The following is a 21,098-nucleotide window of genomic DNA, read 5'->3' as shown; positions in this document are numbered from 1 at the left end:
AGGTATATACAAAGAAAAATCGTTGTAAAACCTTGATTTTACAACGATTAGCTAATTTTTGAAGGCTAAATTGACAACCTTTGTGAAGTCCTTTTGAAGCCTATTAGCGGAGAGAGAGGGATTCGAACCCCCGGTGCCTCTCAGCACGGCGGTTTTCAAGACCGCTGTAATCGACCACTCTACCATCTCTCCAAAAGGTAACTGTTGTAGTCTACCTGCTTTCTTGTGGAAAGCGAGTGCAAAGTTATATATATTTTTTGAAACTGCAAAATGTATAGCGGAAGATTTTGACAACAAAACACTTTTTAACTAAAAGTGGGTGTGAAATGTATCTGACAATCGCTGATTTTAATATAGATGTATTGTCCACTTACCTAAAGGATATTGTTTGTTCTCGTTAGGGAAATGCTTTTCTGCCCGCAAGTAGTCTCTATCTCCGTATTATCTTATATGGTTTTTACCAAAATCACCATGCGTGTTGGGCATGAACACATTGATTGAAAAAGGCAAAAAGATTATTACCTCAATTCCGCAGCACTTTTTCTTGTGAGATGATTTTGTGTGTTGAGACGTCTTTTTGCCTCTACATGTGATAGGAAGCGACCTTAGACTGGAATTTGCCCTTGCAGGCGCATAAAATCCCCCACCCAAGCCAATGGGGAAAATGAATGCCACAAAGAAATGCTGTTTATTCAAGGAACACTTCAGAGTAGTATGCTTTATTGGTATAAAGGTTTAGAACGTTCTGCCTTCCTGTGCGCACCCATTTCGCTGGCACACTGACAAAATTCATAACCAACCTCAACGCTCTTCCATTCTTCCAGCTGGCAGAACTCCTCGTGGCGGGTGCCACAGTTGGCAGCACGTATATAGAATGTGTTACAGTGTTGCTCTACGGTTTGGATAATTTCCTTTGAGAACGACCCACAGTCGGCACGGAAACGCTCTATTGTCACACCAAGTTCTGAGATTACTCGGTCCATAATGCGACGAAGCGTGTCTTCCTGATGAAATTTCACATTGGTGTTTCCATCACGATTCTCACCTCCAACGATAATGCCCCCAATGGAAGCCCAACTAGGGAAGTAGCCAAAATCCTGTTTGTAAGAATACTTTGCATCGAACTTGTGGGCAGGAATAAACTGATGATCAAAGTCAAAGTCAACATGGCTACCTACCTTTATAATCCCCATCTGTCGTATCATTCGCAGAAGTAAGGTATTCAGTTTCTCTGCTGCATTGAAGCTATACGACTTCCCAGAGATCTCGCTCTTATAGACGATATTCTCTTCGGCAAGTTCCTTAAGTCCACGTCCTACAGTGTCGGCGCCAGGCAGTTGCGTGCCAGGTCTCTGCCTGAACTGCTCTATAAGCGCATTGATATCCTCAAGGCATTCGCCACCACAAAGGTAACTGAAGAAGAGAGAACCGAAAATGCTTCCATGACTAAAAGCCTTATCGCTACACCCACGTTTGCCCAAGACAGATTCTGTGAGTTTTTCAAAGCCCAACTTTGAAAATACGTCCATAATATGATAAATTCCACCGAAAGAAGTGATATTCTCGTTTTTAATTGCTATCTTTGTCATGTCAGTTGTTTTGCTTGCTTTTTTTAACAGCACTAAGTTAGGTGAAATTTCTGACATATCCAAGTGTTTTGAGGACTTTGTTGCTCAGGCACTTGGGTTTCTTATAAGATTTTGTTCTGCGGAATTAAGGGAATAAATACAAATATATACACAACTCAAATAACCACCCAATGAAAAAAAGAGAAGATGAAATAATTAAATCATTGAACTACACTAGGTGTTCAAAAGAATATAATATTGTCAAAAAATCCGTTTTTGACGGAAAACTGATAGATATTATAGTAGTAAAGCATTATGATTGTAATACCGAGGTGATTGATTGTTCAAATATTGTATGGGCTCTGCATGCATTGTTAGTGGATAATGAAGTAAGCCTTGACAGAATAAATAAAATGATTAATGATGTTAAAGTAAATAGAAAAAATGTTTGTAGGATACTATACTTTATTTATCTGTGTAAAATAAAATTATATATAGATCGCTATTTGGTTTTTGATTATAGTAATCTCTATGAAAGGATAAAACAAAAAAAAGAATTTACTCAATTGAGATGCTATAGCACTTTGATAAATGAAATAGAAGATTTCCAGAGATAGTTTGATGTTAAATATATGCTGCAAGTGTCTGGAAATAGGTCCTTACCATTACCAACAGAAGCTGTTATTAAAACGGAGGGTATGATAAAAGAGGTTGATTACAGTATTAAGGAGATTTTAAAATGAAGGAATTAGTGCAAAAGAAGGATTGGGATTATTCTATATATAATGTAAATGGGGAAAAATCATTAGTGTGGTTTTTTACAATAGTTTTGTGGATTACTTGCGAAGTTTTCTTTTGAGGAAAGAAGAAGAGTGTTATAGTTTTGAAGAATTTGCTTTATTGGCCGAAAAAATTAGAGATAATGTGACTATATACGAAGATAGAGAGATTGTGCCCACATTATAAGTTGTCAAAAAGACGAATATTTTGGAGAATATTAATCTAAATATTATGCTGCATCAGCATTGAAACTAAATATATCATTTATCCTTTCTTTTTAATGATATTAATCAAATAATTTCCAAAACACAGATTTGGGATTCATCTCTCGTGAGAGTTTGGGTTCACGGTCTCTGTCATACTGCAAAAATCCATTTCTATCTATATGATAAATCCGTTGTTTATAACATTGAATAATTGTTTTTAGCCAGCTTTCAATAGAGTCATAAATCATAATAGGATTTTCCGACAAAGTTACTTCAGGACTATAATAGAACATAGCTTTGTATGTCTCCCTACAAGGATTAAGGTCTATGAGTATCGGATCTTCATAAACGCCACAATACATAAAAGGATACATATAGTGGTCTCCTGCATAGACAGCATTATAACTCTTGTTTTGGAACATAATATCTCTGGAAACTTCGTAAGATGCATAGTTACCATATGAGCAAAGCAAAAAGTGATTCCATTCATTTTCGTCTTCGCTCAAATCAAATATTAATTCTTTAGTGCATCCTGTTTTCCAAAGATACAAGTCCATAAGTTCTTGGCAGCATTTTAATCCTACAGTCTTGAATGCCTCTAAGATATTTTCTTCCGACTTCCTGTCATTTTCGTGATCCATATTGTTTAATATCGGGTTTTTACTTTCAATTAAACAGTTTTCTAAATCTTTGATAAGCTCTTTCATATGTTTATATTAGCGTATTTGTGGATTTCTACCGTTATCAATATCATTCATATAAATAGTTGTGCGGGGGTATTAATATTAGGGTAGTGCGTTGTGCAACTTTCTCAAAAACATTTAATAGTCCTGAGAAAACTTTCCCAAGGGTAATCCCCCCTTACAGCCTTTTAACTTTTGGCATATCCAGCTGAAATACCCATGAAATAGAGGGGTGGGGAACTTTAGTTCTCTTTATTATTTTTTGTGTATGTGAAGGGCAATTCCTATAATAGCATTGCATGAGTGTGTTCTGTATGAACGTATGATTTTTGGTTGGACATTTTACTTGCGTTTTGTCCTGCCACAACACCTGTTGTCCATGCTGCTTGAAGATTAAAGCCACCTGTAATAGCATCGATGTCTAATACTTCTCCTGCAAAGAAAAGATTTGGGCAAACTTTACTTTCGAGCGTTTTAGGATTTATAGAGTTTAAACTCACCCCGCCACAAGTAACAAACTCTTCGCGGAAGATACCTTTGCCAGTAATGGCGTATTGATCATTGACCAATGTTTCAATCATACGGTTCAATGTTTTACGTCCAACCTCAGCCCATGGTTTCATTGCATCTAAGCCCAGTTTGTTAAGTATGTATAGCCAAAGGCGACTTGGTAGTCCAAATGGATGTATAGTAGAGATTTGTTTACGTGGATTTGCTGCTTGCAATTTAAGAATGTTTTCTTCTACTTCTTGTCGTGTTCGTTCACCAGTCCAGTTGATGGCAAGTGGGACCTTATAATTGTTGTTTGCAAGTATTCGTGCTGCGTATGATGATAGCTTCAGGATTGCAGGACCGCTCACGCCCCAATGTGTCACAAGTAAAGGTCCTTGTGCACGTAACTTTGTTCCTGGAATTGTTGTTACAACAGGGTCAACAACCGTTCCCATAAGATTGCAGAAAGCACGGTCCTTTATGTTAAAGGTAAAAAGCGAAGGTACAGGTGCTTCAATCTCATGTCCAAGGCAGGCGAGATATTGTAATCCACGCCCATTGGGTGAGCCGCCAGTTGTTATGATAGTACGATGGAAGATGCGATGTGTATCATTTTCAAAGTCCAGTTTTAGTCTCCCATCTTCTGTGCGATGTATACCTGTTAGTCGATGTTGACAACATATAGTCACATTCAGTTCTTTGGCTTGGCGAACCAGACAATCAATAATAGCATGTGAATCCTGTGCCTTTGGGAATACACATTCGTCTTCTTGTGTAATCAAAGGAACTCCATGTTTTTCAAACCATTTGTAGGCATCTTCATGACTAAACGTTTTCATTAATCGTTTCATCAGTTTATGCCCACGTGGATAAGCCTGCTTCATGTCTTTGATAGCTGCAAAACTGTTTGTCACATTACAACGCCCGCCCCCAGTTATTTCAACCTTTGCTAACACTTTCTGCGCACGTTCAAAGATAGTTACCTTACATGAAGGGTTTATTCTTCGAGCTGTGATAGCTGTCATGAATCCTGCAGCTCCTCCGCCAATGATTGCTATATCCATTAGTTTAATTCAAAATTCACAAGTTATAATTCAAAATTCACAATTATGATAATTTCTATATCTAAAGTTTATTGCATCAAGTAAGCTAACGATATAAATAACTTGTCCACTCGTAAACTTGTCCACTCGTCCACTTTATAAGATGACTGCTATTTCTTAAGATTATAGCATTATGTAAGATAACGAAACAAATAACTCGTCAACTTGTAAACCTGTCAACTTGAAAACTCGTTATCCAAGCACTTTCTTACGTTTTCCACTGAATTCTGTGAAATCAACACGAATTATCTCAACCCGATGAAAACTTTTGTGTGCATATTTATCACCAAGTTCTTTAAAATCAGCAGATAGCTTATCAATCAATAAATGCAATGCGTGCATTTTCTCTTCATCAGAGAGATGTATATGTGCCTCACCGAAAAAAATAGCACTTTCATATTCTGTTGTGAAGTTGCGAGGTAATAAGTTTACTTTACCGATGATGCAAAGCGAAACTTTTGGGTTCTTTTCAATGGCTACTAACTTACGTCCCTCAGGTGCACAATGAATATATATACTATTGTTACCATCCCAAACAAAGTTTACAGGAATACCATATCCCATACCTTCAGAAACCATACTCAAGACACCATATTCACCTTCACGCAATAGTTCAATAGAACGTTCTTCGTCCATTAACCGGTCTTGTCTGCGTATGCGATCATTAACATATTTCATATTGTACATTTTATTAATAATAAATTAATTGTTAAATCTATGAATTATCTTTTACAGATTAATCCTATTTTTTAATGAAAACTTCGTGTTAGATATTCCTATTATATATAAAAAAGACCTTGACTGATTCACATCACCCAAGGTTTAAATACTAAAACTAAATTAACCACTAAAAAAACTTGATGCAAAGGTAAACGTTTTTCTTGTAACGACCAAATTTTTTATGTAATATTTTTCGTTCTCGATAATAAAATTAACCTTTGTTATTAGTTTCTCTCTTGATTAATATGATGAAATGATTATGATTTTGGCATCCAAGAAATGTATCGATTTCTTTTGTATAAAGGGTTATGATGTTTTCTTTTTTCGATATTTTCTACATAAACACTAAGGTTAAAAATTCCTTATAACCCAAGTTTAACTGGCAAAAATATTTTTCATAAATATTCGGGATGTTTTGTGTAGTATCAATTTTATAAATGATTGATAATCAAGCATAGGGTATTGTAACGAGGAGTAAAATCCGAATTGTAGGACACCGTCATATCAAAAATATTTTGTTACTTTGCACTCATGCACGCAAATGTACAGACACGATTCAACCCTGCCACAGGCGACATGGCTCCTTATTATCGCATCAAGGAGTCATATCGTGACGTGCAGGGTCATGTACATTCGCTAATTCTGTTGAACATCGGTTTTGCACCTTCACTTACTGCCGTACAGGTTCGAAAAATTGCATACGCACTTACCGAACGCTTCAAAAACAGAAGTACACTCTCGCTTTTCAAGGAACATCTTGACGGACTTACTCCTATTGAACAGGCAGAGGCTGACGAATGGTGGAGCCGTATGGAGCAAGAAGGTGGAATCGATAGGTTTAATAAGGAAGAGCAGAAGTCGCTGAGAAAATATGAGAACTACGTTGACCTTGAGACGGCAAAATATACTGACGCAAGGAATGTCGGTACTGAGTGGCTCTGCAAGCAGACGATAGACAAGCTGCAATTAGAGGGTTTCCTGCGCAGAAACGGCTGGACTGAGAATACGATACACACGGCTTTGTCAGCATTGATTGTTCGCACAGTATATGCTGTTTCTGAACATTCATCTTATTATTATTTGCGCGATAAATCAGCTGCTGGCGAACTTTATAGTGGAGTTCCTGGCTGGACACCAGGAATCAATTCTCTGTATAAAATCACTGACAAGTTATATGAACTAAAGGAACAGTTAGAGCGTCATTTGTGTAGCGTTACTGACAATCTCTTTAATATAGACAACAAGTTGATGCTCTTCGACTTAACCAACTTCTATTTCGAGGGTAGTAAGCGTAATAGCGATAAAGCCAAGTTCGGTCGATCAAAAGAAAAACGCTCTGACTGTAAGCTACTTGTACTTGCACTATGTATCAATAAAGAAGGTTTTATACGTTATTCTTCTATCTTGGAGGGTAATACAGCAGACCCCAAGTCTCTGCCCGATATGATTGACACGCTGGCAAAGAGGAATCCATCACGGACAAAGGATACGCTCGTTGTCATGGATGCAGGTGTTGCCACGGAAGAGAACTTGGAGCTGATCAAAAGGTAAGGTTACAATTATCTCTGCGTATCCCGTACGAAAATGAAGGACTATACGCTCAGTGATGATAACAGGAGTGTTACGGTAATGGATGCCCGTCGGCAGAAGATAACGCTGAAAGAGGTTAAGACAGAGGATGACAAGGATTATTATCTCGAAATAACATCTCCTTCGAAAGCTATGACAGAGTCGTCCATGAACAGGGTCTGGAGAGAGCGTTTTGAGATGGAACTGCAGAGGATAAACAATGGAATCTCCAAGAAAGGTGGAACAAAAACCTATGAAAAGGTTGTTGAACGTACAGGACGTGCCATACAGAAGTACCCTTCTATAGCGAAGTTCTACCAGATAAGCTACATAAAAAATGAGAAGAAACCCAATCAGATGCTACGTGTAGACTGGGAGATAAAAGACCTCTCGGCAATGGAATCTGGTCACGGAGTATACTTCCTCCGCAGCAATGTCAGGACACTTGATGAGCGCGTGACATGGGAATACTACAATCTCATTCGTGAGATAGAATGCACGAACAGGCAACTAAAGAATGATCTCAACCTCCGTCCTATCTATCATCAGAAAGATGAGAGAAGCGACGCACACCTCTTCTTCGGCTTATTAGCCTATTGGGTGGTAAATACCATCCGTTGTCAATTAAAACGAGAAGGAGAAACCTGTTACTGGACCGAGATTGTACGACGTATGAGCACCCAGAAGCTCGTCACAACAAAAGGGAAGAATCCATTAGGTGAGAACATCGAGATGCGCCAATGTAGTAGTCCTTCGAAGCAAGCAAAACAGATATGCGATAAGTTGAACTTAAAACACTCACCATACAAAAAGAATAAAATTTGTAGGACACAGAGCCCATAAGAAAAACGAGGAAAGTACGGTCACTGCAAGAAATAGGCGAAAGTGGGGGTTAAACTTGGGATAAGTTTGTATGTTTTAGTTGTTTCTCTTATTAATGTTTCTTGTACATTTGCGTTCTTTAAATCTTTTTTCAGTCATTGGAATACTTCAAAACTTTCTTTGTCACTTTTTAGATGAGTTGTTTAATGCTATTTCTCAAACTGAAGCCTGTCTTTATTATGACACTTTATGATGCCTTGCACAATGTATTCTTCAAGAAAAACTTGCAGTATTGGGATTTTGTTGCTATCTTCGCAGACAGGAAAAGCCATTAAGGGCATTTGAAAAAGAGTCAAAACATGGGAAGAAATAAATTCGCAAAAGACGAGATAATAGAAATAGCAAAGCTACTCAGACTGAAGAATGCGGGTAATCGTGCGAAGCAGAAACTGATTCGTCACGACCTCCGTACCATCTACGAATTTAATATTTCTGATTTCAATGAACCTGGTAAGGCTTTTGGTGAAGAGGAATTGCAAGATGCTATCCATCGTGGAGCTATTCTGATTCTTGACGATGCTACAATTGCTGATATGAAGGCAAAGCGTGCACGTGATAAGGCTCGTGATGCGGCTACACGTGAGCAGCAAGCTATTGAAGCGGGAGAGATGACTGACTGGAAAGCTGTTGCTAAAGAGTGGGAAGAATGGGAGCAATCGCAAAATGGTGATAACTAATGTGTCCAATTAATTTGTGGCATTCTTTTTGAATATTAAAAGAAGTAAGAAGAAACCTTATTTGGAAGCCTACAAGCTTTTATAGCGGTGAGAGGTCCTTTGTTTAGTGGCTTCATTTAAAATCGATAAAATAATAAAACAATGACATTATATCCAAAACTCATTACAGATGCACTGGAGAAAGTAATTTATCCAGGAACAAAAAAGAACATTATAGAAAGTGAGATGCTGGCTGATACACCCAGTATCAATGGGAATAAAGTAAGTTTTACGCTTATCTTCCCACGTGAGACCGACCCTTTTCTCAAGTCTACCATTAAGGCAGCTGAGGCGCAAATCCATTATTCGGTTGGTAAGGAGGTTGAAGTAACTATTACTACAGAATTTAAGAATGCACCACGTCCAGAGGTTAGTAAGTTGTTGCCTCAGGTGAAGAATATCATTGCTGTTAGCTCTGGAAAGGGTGGAGTAGGGAAGAGTACTGTTTCAGCTAACCTTGCCATAGCTTTAGCACGCCTTGGCTATAAGGTTGGTTTGCTTGATACAGATATCTTTGGTCCAAGTATGCCAAAGATGTTTGGCGTTGAAGATGCACGTCCATACGGAGTCGAAAAAGATGGACGACAGCTCATTGAACCAGTAGAGAAGTATGGTGTGAAGCTGCTTTCTATCGGTTTCTTTGTTAATCCAGACACGGCGACGCTTTGGCGTGGTGGTATGGCGACTTCAGCTCTTAAGCAACTCATTGCTGATGCAGATTGGGGCGAACTTGATTACTTCATCCTTGATACGCCTCCCGGCACCAGCGATATCCATCTGACACTCATGCAGACGCTTGCTATCACAGGTGCAGTGATTGTCTCTACACCACAGAAAGTAGCTTTGGCTGATGCACGTAAAGGTATTGACATGTATCGCAATGACAAGGTGAATATTCCAATCCTCGGCTTGGTAGAAAATATGGCTTGGTTCACGCCAGCTGAACTCCCAGAGAACAAATACTATATCTTTGGAAAAGACGGCTGCAAGAACTTAGCGAAAGAGCTTGATTGTCCATTGCTCGCCCAGATTCCAATTGTACAGAGCATTTGTGAGAATGGTGATAATGGTACACCAGCAGCAACTCAGGTTGATACGATTACAGGTCAGGCTTTCCTCAGTCTTGCGCAGAGTGTGGTTACAGTGGTCAATCGTCGTAATAAGGAGCAGGCTCCGACAAAGATAGTCGATGTAAAGAACGGATAAGCATATAAACAGCTCGGATGTTTTAAACATCATTGAAAATAGAGATGTACGTGGTAACTATTCAGCGATAATAAACGTTGAATATCAATAACTTATAAACTTAACATTGTGGCAAAAAGGCTCGAAAAGACATTTTTTAATAGAATTTGTCTGTACCTATTTATGTAACTTACTGATAATCAATAATAGTTTTTAAACCTTATCGCTGAATAGTTACTGTACGTGAATAGCGTATGTCTCTTTAATCATAATTATGAACTACTTACGTAGGATAGGCTTTTCATTTTCAAAGCTTATCGGTATCCAAAGATGGCGACTATCACTCAGTTTCTTTTTTTACTATTTGTTTTTGCAAAGTATATGCGACTGAAAGTCCTCAATAATACTGCAAAGGTGTTAAAATAAAGTAAGAAATCCTTATCTGTTGTAATCAAAGGAAGAGAGAAATAAATTATTTTCTTGCCTTTGTCTGCTTTTCTGTGTAATTTTCTACGTTTCATTTGTTAGATTGTCATGATTGATTGAGAGTGAAAAAGGGTAGGAACTGGTTTGAAATATATTTACAATAATTGGTGGTTTGTGATGAGAAAATACGCTGAAAATAGTGATTTTTGTCTGTCTTGTAACTCGCATGGAATCAGATAGTTGCAAAGGTGTGTTTCAAAAGGTGCTTAGTTGGATTTTAAAAGGGCGTTAGTAAGACCTCTAAAGGGCATCTTTTGCAAGCCAATTGGGCGTTAATTGAAAGCTAAAAGAGCATGTGTTGGATTTTATGTGTGCGAAAATATTTTACAAGATTATGTAAAAGTAAAAAGACCTCTGAAAAAGTAAAAAAGTAAAAACGTTAACGCTCAAGTGTCCAAGTGTCCAAGTTCCAAGTGTCCAAGTTCCAAGTTCCAAGTTCAAACTTCCAAGTTATAATAGATATTAGGGATAAGAAATGAGCTCCACACGGATAATCGGAAATAAATTACTTAAAAATGGGTATTGCCACGTCAACAAGAAGCCAGTACCTTTGCACACATAATTTTTATAGACCGTAATAAGAATGATGTTTTATAGAATTATAAATGAGGTAATAAGGCTGGTAGAGGTCATAACTTACCGAAAAAGAATTCAGAAATGGAGTATGGAGAGAAAAGATTTGTTTATATTTATACGAAGGTAAAAGAATAAATAACAACAACAATAGATTAGTTTATTTTAACTAGACCCATTTGCTTATATCCCTAAGAATCAGTATATTTGCAGAAAATAATCTAAAATAATTCGAATAAGATAAACACTATGATTTTTAGTATTTACCCAACACTTTTATATTGGAAAGGAACACTTTCTCAGAATAAAATTTAATCAATAATATATTTTTATCTTATAAAAACCTTGAAGAGTATGGAATTAAAAAAGACACTCTACTCCCTAATGTTAGGTGGAATTCTTCTTTGCCTTTTCTCATGTGCAAAGGAAGACGAGTTTGAAATGCCTACATTGGTTCTTTCGGAAAACAGTATTACGTTTGACAAAGGCGTAAGCGAAAGAAACATTAGCGTTACAACAAATCAAGCAAGCTGGATTGCATCGTCTCCACAGGAAGGCGACTGGCTCTCGTTGGTTCAGGACGGCAACGTACTGAAGGTGAAGTCAACAGAAAACAAGATGGGAAGCGAGCGTACAAGCTACGTTCTCGTCAATGCCAATGGTGCATCAGGTAAAATAGCTGTGACGCAGAGCGCTGCTGACGTGACGCTCGACGTAGCACCAGATGCTATCTACCTCCCCCAGACAGGTGGTGAAAAGACGGTTGACATCACAACCAATTCGTCTGTTTATGACGTGACAACCAGTGAGGAAGTTAGTTGGTTGAAAATTGTCAAGGGCGAAGAGGAAATCAAACTGATTGCTGAACGCAACGACACTTATCAGAAGCGTGAGGTGAAGCTGTACGCAAAGAGTGGTAGCGTCATCCGTGAGATTGTTGTTTCTCAGTCGGGCATACAACGTTACATCCTCCCTATCTATCCAGGTGTACCACAGGATGAGCACAAGATTATGGACTTTGAGTTAGGTCGTGGTAGCTTCCTACGCGAGTATCAGACTGCTATGCCAGCCTACGGGCTTGAAGAGACCTACACCTTTATTACTCCTTCGCCCATCTTCACTTTGATACAGTATTGCAGCTCTGATGGCGTTACTCCATCACAGATTATCTCTATTGGCGATGGCAGAAAAGCCGTTGACGCAGTAAAAGACAAGGCTTTCGATAAGTTCTTAACAGACAATGGCTATGTACGTAGCAATTCTCAGTCTGACAGAGAATATACCAACGACAAGGAGCTGCTTTCTTTGAAGGTTTATATATCTGAGAAAGAGAATAATGAGGGCGTTAACCTTACTTTCACTCCTATTATGAAACAGATTGGTGAATACAAGACTTTCAGCAAGTTACCATACTATCCACTCACACTTTTGCAGAAAGACAACGTGAAATTGGCACAGGTAGAGGATTACGAGCAGAAGGCTGGTAGCACTGAAGAGGAGCGTAGCACCAACGAATATAAGACCTCAGAGATTTCGCAGATTCAGTACAAGCTGAAGGCAAGCACCGACCCTACTGCAGCCTACGGACGCATCCACATTTTCTACACAACCGATAAGAATGGTGATGCACCTGATAATCTTGGTAGTGTTCAGATCGGCGCATTGCTCTTCAAAGAAACAAGTCTCGGCGTATGGAAGTATGGTAATAAATGGGTTGCAACAAAGGAAATCAAGAAGTTACTCGGCGAAGAGGGCTTCTCATTCCTTCGCACATCAGGTAACAACCACTTCTTTGTACGTGAAAGCGACCATTTGGTTATTGATATCACCTGCGTATTAGATAACAACACACCTGTTCTCGCATTGCTTTACAGCTTCGACCCATCGGTATCAAGTGCTGGTAGTAAAGCCGTAAAGGCACAGGCAAAGATGATTAAAAACTTCTCTGCTGCGAAGAAGGCTTTGAAGTAAGATACAATTTGTTATAGCTTAAATTATTATCTGATATGCGTATAATAAATTTACATAAGCTGCTGCAGATCTCCTTGTTATTCCTATTATTGGGGATAGTGATTGGATGTGCTGAGAATGACAGCTTTGAACAGCCTTATCTGAATCTTTCAGAAAAGGAGATATCTTTCTCTCATCAGATTGATGAGAAGAAAATTACAGTGAACACGAATTGTAAGGAATGGATTGCGACGACTCCGAAGTCGTGGCTACACCTTACACAGAATGGAAACGAACTCACTGTGCAGGCGGATGCTAATCCAACGGGAATGGAAAGAGGTAGCTATATCCTTGTGGATGGTGGTTTGGCTGTACAGAAGATTATGGTTAGTCAGAATGCTTCTGATATCTCGTTGGATATTACGAAAGGTGAGGTTATACTTCCGCAAGTGGGTGGTACGACCACTGTCGACCTGAAATTGGAAGGCGCATCCTACGACCTCACACAGAACGAAAAGCCAGAATGGCTGCAAGTTATCAAGAAAAAACATCGTTTGAAGTTTATCTCTAAGCCTAACTATGCCGTGGCAGAAAGAACTGCAAAACTTACGTTAACTCTTGCTGGAAAGAACTACGATGTGGTTGTAAAGCAGCCTGGGGTCTCTCTCTTTGTCTTGGCTTGTAACCCTGGTAATCCTTTTAGTCTGCATAAGATGATGGAATATGAGTATCGTCGTGGTAGTATGCTTACAGAATATGGCGGTCCAGATGAGGTAAATGGAATCTATGAGGAAAGTTATTTCTTCAGAACACCATCGCCATTGTTCAAGGATGTTGTCTATGTACACGATACGAAGCATTTTGTACCGACCCGTGTCTATACACGTTCGCTGACAAGAGAGGGTGTTAATTCGGTTAAGACACAGGCTTTCCAAGAGTTTATGAAAGCCAATGGATACACAAGAGACGAGAAGGATACGAATCATTACGTCAATGTGAAAGAGGCTTACACGATGGATGTAGATATCAGAGAAGAGAATAACAGTGTCGTGTTATTCTTCTATCAGATGCGCACACAGGATCGTGATTACCCAACCTTAAGTAGTCTTGACCTCGGTCCTATCGACCTCTTAAACAAGAATGATAAGAAGGTGAGTGATGTTGAAAAATACGAAAAGAGCAAGAAAAGTGAGGAGATGAAGCGACAAATGTCTAAGAGCAATGAAGTTGAAGCACTCCTCTACCAGACAAATGACCCTGTACAGATTGCTCGCACCTACTTCTTCTTCCTTGGTAGCGATGCTTCTACTCCACAAGAGAAGGTTGGAAGTGTTGAGCAGTACAGTTTGTTCTACAGTAAACCAAACTTAGGAATATGGCAGTATGGTAATGAATGGTTCGTAACCCATGAGTTCGACAAACTGCTTACTTCAAACAATTTTGAGTTTGTAGGTTACAATGGTAAGCATAATGTCTATGCTCGTCGTTCTGACTATCTGACCTTGGCTATCTCTGGTGGAGAATATTCCGACGTGAACAATGGTAAGGCAGTCATGCAGATTACTGTTCTATACAAGCCAAGCGTCTTTGCTGGAAGTAAAGAACAACGAATGGCTAAGGTAGAACGAATGCTCAAACAACACAATCCAAGCAAATAATATAGAAAGAAATAGTAATGAGAAAATCTATTATATATTTATGTGCGTGTGCTGTCTCTGGTATGATGCTCGCCACATCGTGCCAAGATGGTTTGGAGTCGGATGCAACTTCGTCTAACACACGTGCGGTCAACATTGACAAAGACCTTTTTGCGGTAAAAGGTTGCATCAACGTGAAGTTGGCAAAGGGTGCGAACCAATCTATACCAACGACCCGTAGTGGTAGCGTTGAGATGCAGAGTGTCCCATCAGAAATAGCTTCAGCAATGCAATATTCAGGTGCTTATAAGATGGAAAGAGTCTTTAAGCCTGCTGGCGAATATGAAGCTCGAACGATAGCTGCAGGACTCGACCGATGGTACACCATCTACTTTGATAAGTCTAAAGATGTGGCTGCCGTATTGGCTCAGTTCAATAAAGCAGAGGGCGTTGAATGTGCTGAACGTGTGTTGCCAATGGCAAGACCAGAGGTCAAGGTTGTTCCTTATAGCCCTTCTGATGCAAGCATGCAAGGAACAGGAAGCAAATTTAACGACCCACTTCTTGGCAAACAGTGGCATTATTATAATGATGGTACGATTAACGCTCGTGCTGTAAAGGGTGCAGACTGTAACGTCAAACCTGTTTGGGAAAAGTACACGACAGGTAAGAAGAATGTCATTGTGGCTGTTGTTGATGGTGGTATCGACATCACGCACGAAGACTTGATTGACAACCTTTATGTCAACGAGAAGGAGAAGAATGGTCAACCTAACGTTGATGATGATGGCAATGGTTTTGTTGATGATATTTACGGATATAACTTTGTTTCTGCAAAAGACGTCATCGGTGGAACGATAGAACCCGATGATGGCGGACATGGTACCCACGTTGCAGGAACTGTTGCAGCACGCAATAACAACGGGAAGGGTGTTGCTGGCATTGCTGGTGGTGATGGCTTTGCAGATAGTGGTGTACGCTTGCTGAGTTGCCAGATATTCAGAAACAAGAACGAACAAGGTGACGCAGCTGCTGCCATCAAGTATGCAGCTGACAACGGAGCTGTTATCTGCCAGAACTCATGGGGTTATTCATCAAACGCTGGTGTCACCTCGATGCCACAGTCGCTAAAAGAAGCTATCGACTACTTCATCAAGATGGCGGGTTGCGATGCTAACGGCAATCAACGTGCTGACTCTCCAATGAAGGGTGGCGTGGTAATCTTCGCTGCTGGTAACGAAAACAAGGAGTTCTCTGCTTACCCAGCTTGCTACGCCCCTACGGTTTCTGTCGCTGCTATGGCGTGGGACTTCTCGAAGGCAAGTTACAGTAACTATGCTAAATGGGTGACGATTACGGCACCTGGTGGCGACCAAGATCGCTTCGGAAATGGAGCAGGAGTATTGAGTACAGTCCCAAAGAAGAATGCTGCATCAGGCTATGCTTACTTCCAAGGCACCTCCATGGCGTGTCCACACGTATCGGGTATTGCTGCGCTCATCACTTCTTACTTCGGCAAACAGGGCTTTACAAATGATGATCTGAAGAAACGTTTGATTACTGCTTACAGACCTTATAATATTGATGAACAGAACCCAACCTACAAAGGTAAGTTAGGTAAGGGCTATATTGACGCTGAAGCAGCTTTTGAATCAGACACAAAGATTGCCCCAGAGAAGGTAGGTACACTTACGCTCAAGCCTGACTTCGTAGACATCAATGCGGAGTGGAGTATCGCCAAGGATGAGGATAAGACCGCAGCCTTCTATCGACTCTATATTGCTCAGGGCGAATTGACAGCTGACAAGCTCAAGGATATGACCTACAGAGAAATCAATGGTATGGGGCATAGCTTAGGCGAAACTCTTAAGTATGACTTTGATGATTTGAGGGATAACACCACTTACAGCGTTGCCGTAGTGGCAGTTGACCGCTGGGGAAACCTCTCTGAACCAAAGATTCAGAAGTGTACGACCAAACTCAACCATGCCCCAGAGGCTACTGGATTCCCAATAGAAGCCATAGAGGTGATGGAGAATGAACGTAAGTCGTTCAGCTTCAACGTTGTTGACCCTGATGGCCACAACTGGGATGTCAAAGCTACGGGCGAGACAAAGGGTGTTTCTTACACTGTTAAAGGTAACACTGTGACCGTCAATCTCGTTCCAGTGCTTGCAGCTGGTAGTTATACTTGCACCTTCGTACTCTCTGATGACTTAGGAGCCAAGGCTGAGAAGAGCTTTACGTTTAAGATTGTAAAGTATATTCCACCACAGCTAACAAAGCCTTTCGAGAACTATATCATCGGTTTAGACGAGGGTGTCGTTACGATTCCATTGTCAGGACATTACTCATACAGCGATAATGTGCAGCTTACTTACAAGGCTAATGCTGCGAACGGTAGTATCGCTTCAGCCACAGTTAGCAATGACAACCTTCAACTAAAGCCTATGGCAAAGGGTGTTACACGTATCAACATCGCTGCTACTGATGGTCGTGAGACATCTTCTGACGGTTCTTTCCAAGTACGTGTTGTTGAAAAGAAGTCGGCTCCTGTCTATGCTGTCTATCCTGTTCCAGTGCAGAAAGACATCCACGCATTGCTCAATCCTGAAGTGAAGCAGGCAGAACTCGTCATCAGTTCTACTGTGGGTGAGCGCGTGATGAAGGCTACTGTGACACCTGATAAGTACAGCGTAGCAACGCTTGACCTTTCTAAACTAACCCCAGGAACGTATAAACTTACGGTATACACCAGTAAGGGCAATCACTCCCAGATGTTCATTAAACGATAAACACAAAAAGTATGAATACAAAACATATCATTCTCTTGGCTTGCGCAGTACTTCTCGGTGCTACGCAGGCTAATGCCCAAGGGCAAGATCTCTCGATATTAACAGCGAATACCGATGCCCGAACAGCCGCTATGGGTAACGCTTCGGCTGCCGTTGAGGGTATGTATCTATACAACAACCCTGCTGCCATCTTCGCATCTGATAAGAAGTTCACCGCAGATGCTTCTGCTTCTCTCTTTGAAAAAGTGGAAGGTGCTGATGGAACCTTTGGGATTTATGCAGCCACAGCTGGCTATAAGTTTGCGAAACGTCATGCAGCCTTCGTAGGTTTTCGCTATGCGGGTGGCTTAAGTCTAAAGGGTTATGACATTTCTGGTAATCCAACAAAGGATTACAAACCTTATAATTGGACGCTCGATTTAGGTTATACCTATCTCTTTGGTACTGGCTTCGCGGCGTATGCTACAGGAAGTCTTATCTATAGCCACCTCTCAAAGAATGCTGTTGGTGGTGCTTTCAATGTGGGCGCATCTTATTTGAACAACGAGTTGACGCTCGCCAACAAACCAGCATGCCTCATTCTTGATGCTAAAGTGGGCGCAATTGGTCCAAAACTCGACTATGGTAACATGCACAAGGCAACGCTCCCTACCCACGTTGCCGTTGGTGGTGCGCTGTCTGTTGATGTGGCTGAGAAGCATCAGGTTGCAGCAGCCTTGTCTACTCGTTATTTCTTCCAACCTTCCGAAGCCAAACTCTTTATGTTAGGTGGTGGACTCGAATACACCTACAACAAGATGGTATCGGTGCGTGCTGGCTATGAGTATGGTGACCACGACCTCAGTCATGTCACCATGGGTGCAGGCTTCAAATATCACGGTTTGCGTCTGAACGGAGCTTATAATCTTAAGACGGCAGACACAGGAAGTAGCTACTGTAGCATAGGTATTGGCTATGATTTCTAAAACAAGGACAAACAATATAAATTATTTAATCAAAAGTAACAGTTATGAAAAGAGTTTTATTCTCAATTTGTGCATTAGTACTGAGCCTTACAGCTTCCGCTCAGATAATAAAAGACACACCTAAAGGTAAGCTGATTGAAAACCTGTATCGCTCAAGCAAGTCTTGGGTTAAGAAGGGTTGGACAGATATACAAGCAGGCAGATATGAAGGCTTAGTGTCTAAGATTGTTATCGGCGATGATGGCTGTATTTACATTTACAATCCACTATCAGGTCTCGACAGTAAGTCATGGTTAAAGCTTGAAAGACAAGCTGATGGCAAGTATAGAGCAAAGCTACCACAGGATATCCTTACAGACGACTACGGTGGGGATGATGATGACGAAGAAAGTAGCGAGCGCACAATCACGCTTCAACGTATGGTTTCTTCTAATGAAGGAAAGGATTACGAGCCTGTTGGCGCAGCGTTAAACTACGTAGATTTCACTTGGGAGAACAATAGACTCGTGATGAAAGGTATGGGGCAGAGAACCCAAATATGGGGTGCTTCTTATAATAAAGAATGGCAAAGAAGCTATGGTGGCGACTGGGCTATGAGGATTGAGCCACTTAATGAACAGCTTATTACACCACCTGCTACGGCTACAAAGAGTCAGTACACCGTTACTTCTAAGGAAGAGACCTCTCCACGTATTGTTGATGCAATGACAGATGGCAATGATATCTATCTCAAAGGATTGTTCAAGAGTTCAAAGCTCGCGAATGTTTGGATAAAACTCACAAAGCAAGGTAATAAGGCTGTGATGCAAACAAATCAATACTTAGGTAAGACGCTTAAGACAGATTTCAAGACATACGACAGTGATAAGTCAGAGTATCATACCTATGCTGCTGCTTTTGAGAATGCAACCACTGTTGCCAACGAACTTGAGTTCAGTATCGATGGGTCTGGTAAGCTGACTGCTAATAAGATTCTTCGCACCTCTTTGGGTAAGAGTAGTGAAGAGAACATTACGGAAGAGGAATATGTTAAGAGCTATGAGAATCTTGTCTTGACTCCTTATAGTCAGCAGGCAGTAGCCAACCCTAAGACCCCAACCCTACATTATTGCTCTGCTTCACTAAGTTATGACTACTCTATTACTACAACGACTTTAGCATTCTATGTTGATAATGTAGATGTTAATGGTAACTACCTCAACCCAGAGAAGATGTATTATAACGTCTATGTCAATGGTAGTGCGACGCCATACACCTTCAAGAAGTCACAGTTCGTCTATATGGATGAGAATGAAATGACGAACATTCCATTTAACTATAAAGACAGATTGAATAGCGACTTTAAGATTGTCGAAAACGAGCGTTTCGTTCACTTCTATGATAATGGCATCCGTACGCTCAAGGTCGTAATGGTTTACGAGGATGGTGGTAAGAAGTATTCAAGTGAACCAATGAGCACTGCTGTCACTACTGGCATTGAGAACACTACCTTCAACAAGACAACTACTGAAAAGTACTACACCGTTGATGGTCGCCAGTTCCAGCAGCCACAGAAGGGTCTTAACATCATCAAGTCTTCTGATGGCACTACACGTAAGGTGGTAATTAAGTAAACGAGTTTACGAGTTGACAAGTAAACAAGGTAATTGTATTATTGGCAAGTAAACGAGTAAAAGTTATATCCGTTATAACTAATACTCGTCTGCTTGCCATTTTTTTGTTTGTTATCCTCGGCAATATTCTTTGCCCCCACCTCCTGTTACTATGTCTTCTATGTACCCTGTTCTCGCAAGCAACTTGTTAACTCGTCCACTTGTTAACTCTGTTACTTTGTCTTCTATATACCCCGTCTTTACAAGCAACTTGTTAACTCATCTACTACAAACTTGTCTACTCGCCTACTTGTCAACTCCGTTATTCCGTCTTCCTGATGAACCTAAGTTTAATTCTTTTCCCTACTTCTTCTTTTCCACCACAGGTAGTAGCCGCTAATAGGGAGGAAACCACCGATGAAGGCTGCAATAGCGTAGAGAACACGTGAGAACCAACCACCCCAGGTTCCAGTATGCAACTGCTTAAAAAGCTTACCACCCTTTGGCTTCTTGCCATGTTGGTCGCCTTTCATATCTTTTGCTTCGTCTTTAGCTGCTTGTGTCTGTTGCTTTATCTGACTTGTGTCTACCTGTACAAAAGCCTTGTCGTTTGTTGCGCTCTGCTTAGCTCCGTCTTTTGGCTGTTGCATCTTCATACCCTTTGGTGGCATAGGTTGTCCGAAGAGTTTTGATATACCCTGTCTGTACCAACCGAAAGAGAAGACGGGTCCAGTGAGAGACATGAGGAGAAGGAAGATGACAACATAGATTCCTAACGACACATGAGAGTCGTAAACAAAGCGGCGGAAGCCTTTGTTTGTACTGATTTTCAAACGATTTTTTAGTGCTTTCTTGCTCTTTGGCCACCAGATCACAATCCCTGAAAGCAATACTATCGTCATACAGATTGACGACACTGCTGTGAGGATTCTTCCCAATGATAGTCCACCATCATGTGCATTCTCTGGTTTCATAAAGAGCCAGCGGTGCAGTCGTACGATTGTTGTATAGATGGGTAACTCTTTGGCATTCATGTCAAACAGTGGTGCGAGATCTTTTATTAGTAATATTGCCAGACCGCTAAAACATAGAATTGCCATCACTACGCCTAATGGTAAGGCAAACCATTTGTGAATCTTTAGAAAGAATTTTCTCATATTCTATAATAATTATTGTTTTCTTATTTCTTTGTTAAT

Annotated in this window: 12 protein-coding genes, 1 tRNA gene and 2 pseudogenes; 9 read left to right on the top strand and 6 right to left on the bottom strand. The window is 40.4% G+C overall.

Going from position 1 to position 21,098, the window contains the following annotated elements:
• Positions 1-107: 107 nt before the first annotated feature.
• Positions 108-192: transfer RNA gene (locus J5A56_RS11945), tRNA-Ser, on the bottom strand.
• A 578-nt stretch (positions 193-770) separates the two neighbouring features.
• Positions 771-1,589: pseudogene (locus J5A56_RS11940) on the bottom strand (transposase); the annotation flags it as partial.
• Between the two features lie 170 nt (positions 1,590-1,759).
• Here J5A56_RS11940 and J5A56_RS11935 point away from each other — a divergent pair.
• Complete coding sequence (locus J5A56_RS11935) at positions 1,760-2,185, top strand: hypothetical protein (RefSeq protein ID WP_021671049.1); 426 nt, start codon at positions 1,760-1,762, stop codon at positions 2,183-2,185.
• Positions 2,186-2,634: 449 nt separating this feature from the next.
• Here the strand turns inward: J5A56_RS11935 and J5A56_RS11930 are convergent, their stop codons facing one another.
• From J5A56_RS11930 to J5A56_RS11920, 3 genes are all read right to left on the bottom strand, one after another.
• Complete coding sequence (locus J5A56_RS11930; protein ID WP_021671047.1) at positions 2,635-3,261, bottom strand: hypothetical protein; 627 nt, start codon at positions 3,259-3,261, stop codon at positions 2,635-2,637.
• Between the two features lie 260 nt (positions 3,262-3,521).
• The gene (locus tag J5A56_RS11925; protein ID WP_021671046.1) at positions 3,522-4,793 is read right to left on the bottom strand and encodes an NAD(P)/FAD-dependent oxidoreductase; all 1,272 of its coding nucleotides are present in this window, start codon (positions 4,791-4,793) and stop codon (positions 3,522-3,524) included.
• Positions 4,794-5,024: 231 nt separating this feature from the next.
• Positions 5,025-5,510, bottom strand: a complete 486-nt coding sequence (locus J5A56_RS11920; protein ID WP_036918991.1) for a pyridoxamine 5'-phosphate oxidase family protein — start codon at positions 5,508-5,510, stop codon at positions 5,025-5,027.
• Between the two features lie 573 nt (positions 5,511-6,083).
• Here J5A56_RS11920 and J5A56_RS13945 point away from each other — a divergent pair.
• The 8 genes and pseudogenes from J5A56_RS13945 to J5A56_RS11875 all read left to right on the top strand — a co-directional run bounded on the left by J5A56_RS13945 (position 6,084) and on the right by J5A56_RS11875 (position 19,923).
• Positions 6,084-7,964: pseudogene (locus J5A56_RS13945) on the top strand (IS1634 family transposase).
• Positions 7,965-8,302: 338 nt separating this feature from the next.
• Positions 8,303-8,680, top strand: coding sequence for a hypothetical protein (locus tag J5A56_RS11905; RefSeq protein ID WP_036920438.1), 378 nt, complete (start codon positions 8,303-8,305; stop codon positions 8,678-8,680).
• A 141-nt stretch (positions 8,681-8,821) separates the two neighbouring features.
• Positions 8,822-9,925: an Mrp/NBP35 family ATP-binding protein gene (locus tag J5A56_RS11900; protein WP_021673086.1), complete on the top strand. Its 1,104-nt coding sequence runs from the start codon at positions 8,822-8,824 to the stop codon at positions 9,923-9,925.
• A gap of 1,392 nt (positions 9,926-11,317) precedes the next feature.
• On the top strand, positions 11,318-12,934 hold the full coding sequence (locus J5A56_RS11895; protein WP_021672104.1) for a BACON domain-containing protein: 1,617 nt from the start codon (positions 11,318-11,320) through the stop codon (positions 12,932-12,934).
• A 35-nt stretch (positions 12,935-12,969) separates the two neighbouring features.
• Positions 12,970-14,571, top strand: a complete 1,602-nt coding sequence (locus J5A56_RS11890; RefSeq protein ID WP_021672105.1) for a BACON domain-containing protein — start codon at positions 12,970-12,972, stop codon at positions 14,569-14,571.
• 17 nt (positions 14,572-14,588) lie between these two features.
• The gene (locus J5A56_RS11885) at positions 14,589-17,345 is read left to right on the top strand and encodes a S8 family serine peptidase (protein ID WP_036919968.1); all 2,757 of its coding nucleotides are present in this window, start codon (positions 14,589-14,591) and stop codon (positions 17,343-17,345) included.
• An 11-nt stretch (positions 17,346-17,356) separates the two neighbouring features.
• Positions 17,357-18,310, top strand: a complete 954-nt coding sequence (locus tag J5A56_RS11880) for a PorV/PorQ family protein (RefSeq protein ID WP_021672107.1) — start codon at positions 17,357-17,359, stop codon at positions 18,308-18,310.
• A 44-nt stretch (positions 18,311-18,354) separates the two neighbouring features.
• The gene (locus J5A56_RS11875) at positions 18,355-19,923 is read left to right on the top strand and encodes a hypothetical protein (RefSeq protein WP_021672108.1); all 1,569 of its coding nucleotides are present in this window, start codon (positions 18,355-18,357) and stop codon (positions 19,921-19,923) included.
• A gap of 329 nt (positions 19,924-20,252) precedes the next feature.
• Here the strand turns inward: J5A56_RS11875 and J5A56_RS11870 are convergent, their stop codons facing one another.
• A complete protein-coding gene (locus tag J5A56_RS11870; protein ID WP_021672110.1) occupies positions 20,253-21,059 on the bottom strand; it encodes a PepSY-associated TM helix domain-containing protein in 807 nt (268 codons plus the stop codon).
• Positions 21,060-21,098: the final 39 nt, after the last annotated feature.

The sequence above is a fragment of the Prevotella melaninogenica genome (assembly GCF_018128065.1).
In the GTDB taxonomy this organism is placed as follows: Bacteria; Bacteroidota; Bacteroidia; order Bacteroidales; family Bacteroidaceae; genus Prevotella.
This window is presented reverse-complemented; position numbering and strand designations above follow the sequence as displayed.

What these genes read in the sequence shown, in the direction of transcription:
- J5A56_RS11935 (WP_021671049.1), top strand. Translation starts at nt 1,760, where the DNA reads ATGAAAAAAAGAGAAGATGAAATAATTAAATCATTGAACTACACTAGG.
- J5A56_RS11930 (WP_021671047.1), bottom strand. Translation starts at nt 3,261, where the DNA reads ATGAAAGAGCTTATCAAAGATTTAGAAAACTGTTTAATTGAAAGTAAA.
- J5A56_RS11925 (WP_021671046.1), bottom strand. Translation starts at nt 4,793, where the DNA reads ATGGATATAGCAATCATTGGCGGAGGAGCTGCAGGATTCATGACAGCT.
- J5A56_RS11920 (WP_036918991.1), bottom strand. Translation starts at nt 5,510, where the DNA reads ATGAAATATGTTAATGATCGCATACGCAGACAAGACCGGTTAATGGAC.
- J5A56_RS11905 (WP_036920438.1), top strand. Translation starts at nt 8,303, where the DNA reads ATGGGAAGAAATAAATTCGCAAAAGACGAGATAATAGAAATAGCAAAG.
- J5A56_RS11900 (WP_021673086.1), top strand. Translation starts at nt 8,822, where the DNA reads ATGACATTATATCCAAAACTCATTACAGATGCACTGGAGAAAGTAATT.
- J5A56_RS11895 (WP_021672104.1), top strand. Translation starts at nt 11,318, where the DNA reads ATGGAATTAAAAAAGACACTCTACTCCCTAATGTTAGGTGGAATTCTT.
- J5A56_RS11890 (WP_021672105.1), top strand. Translation starts at nt 12,970, where the DNA reads ATGCGTATAATAAATTTACATAAGCTGCTGCAGATCTCCTTGTTATTC.
- J5A56_RS11885 (WP_036919968.1), top strand. Translation starts at nt 14,589, where the DNA reads ATGAGAAAATCTATTATATATTTATGTGCGTGTGCTGTCTCTGGTATG.
- J5A56_RS11880 (WP_021672107.1), top strand. Translation starts at nt 17,357, where the DNA reads ATGAATACAAAACATATCATTCTCTTGGCTTGCGCAGTACTTCTCGGT.
- J5A56_RS11875 (WP_021672108.1), top strand. Translation starts at nt 18,355, where the DNA reads ATGAAAAGAGTTTTATTCTCAATTTGTGCATTAGTACTGAGCCTTACA.
- J5A56_RS11870 (WP_021672110.1), bottom strand. Translation starts at nt 21,059, where the DNA reads ATGAGAAAATTCTTTCTAAAGATTCACAAATGGTTTGCCTTACCATTA.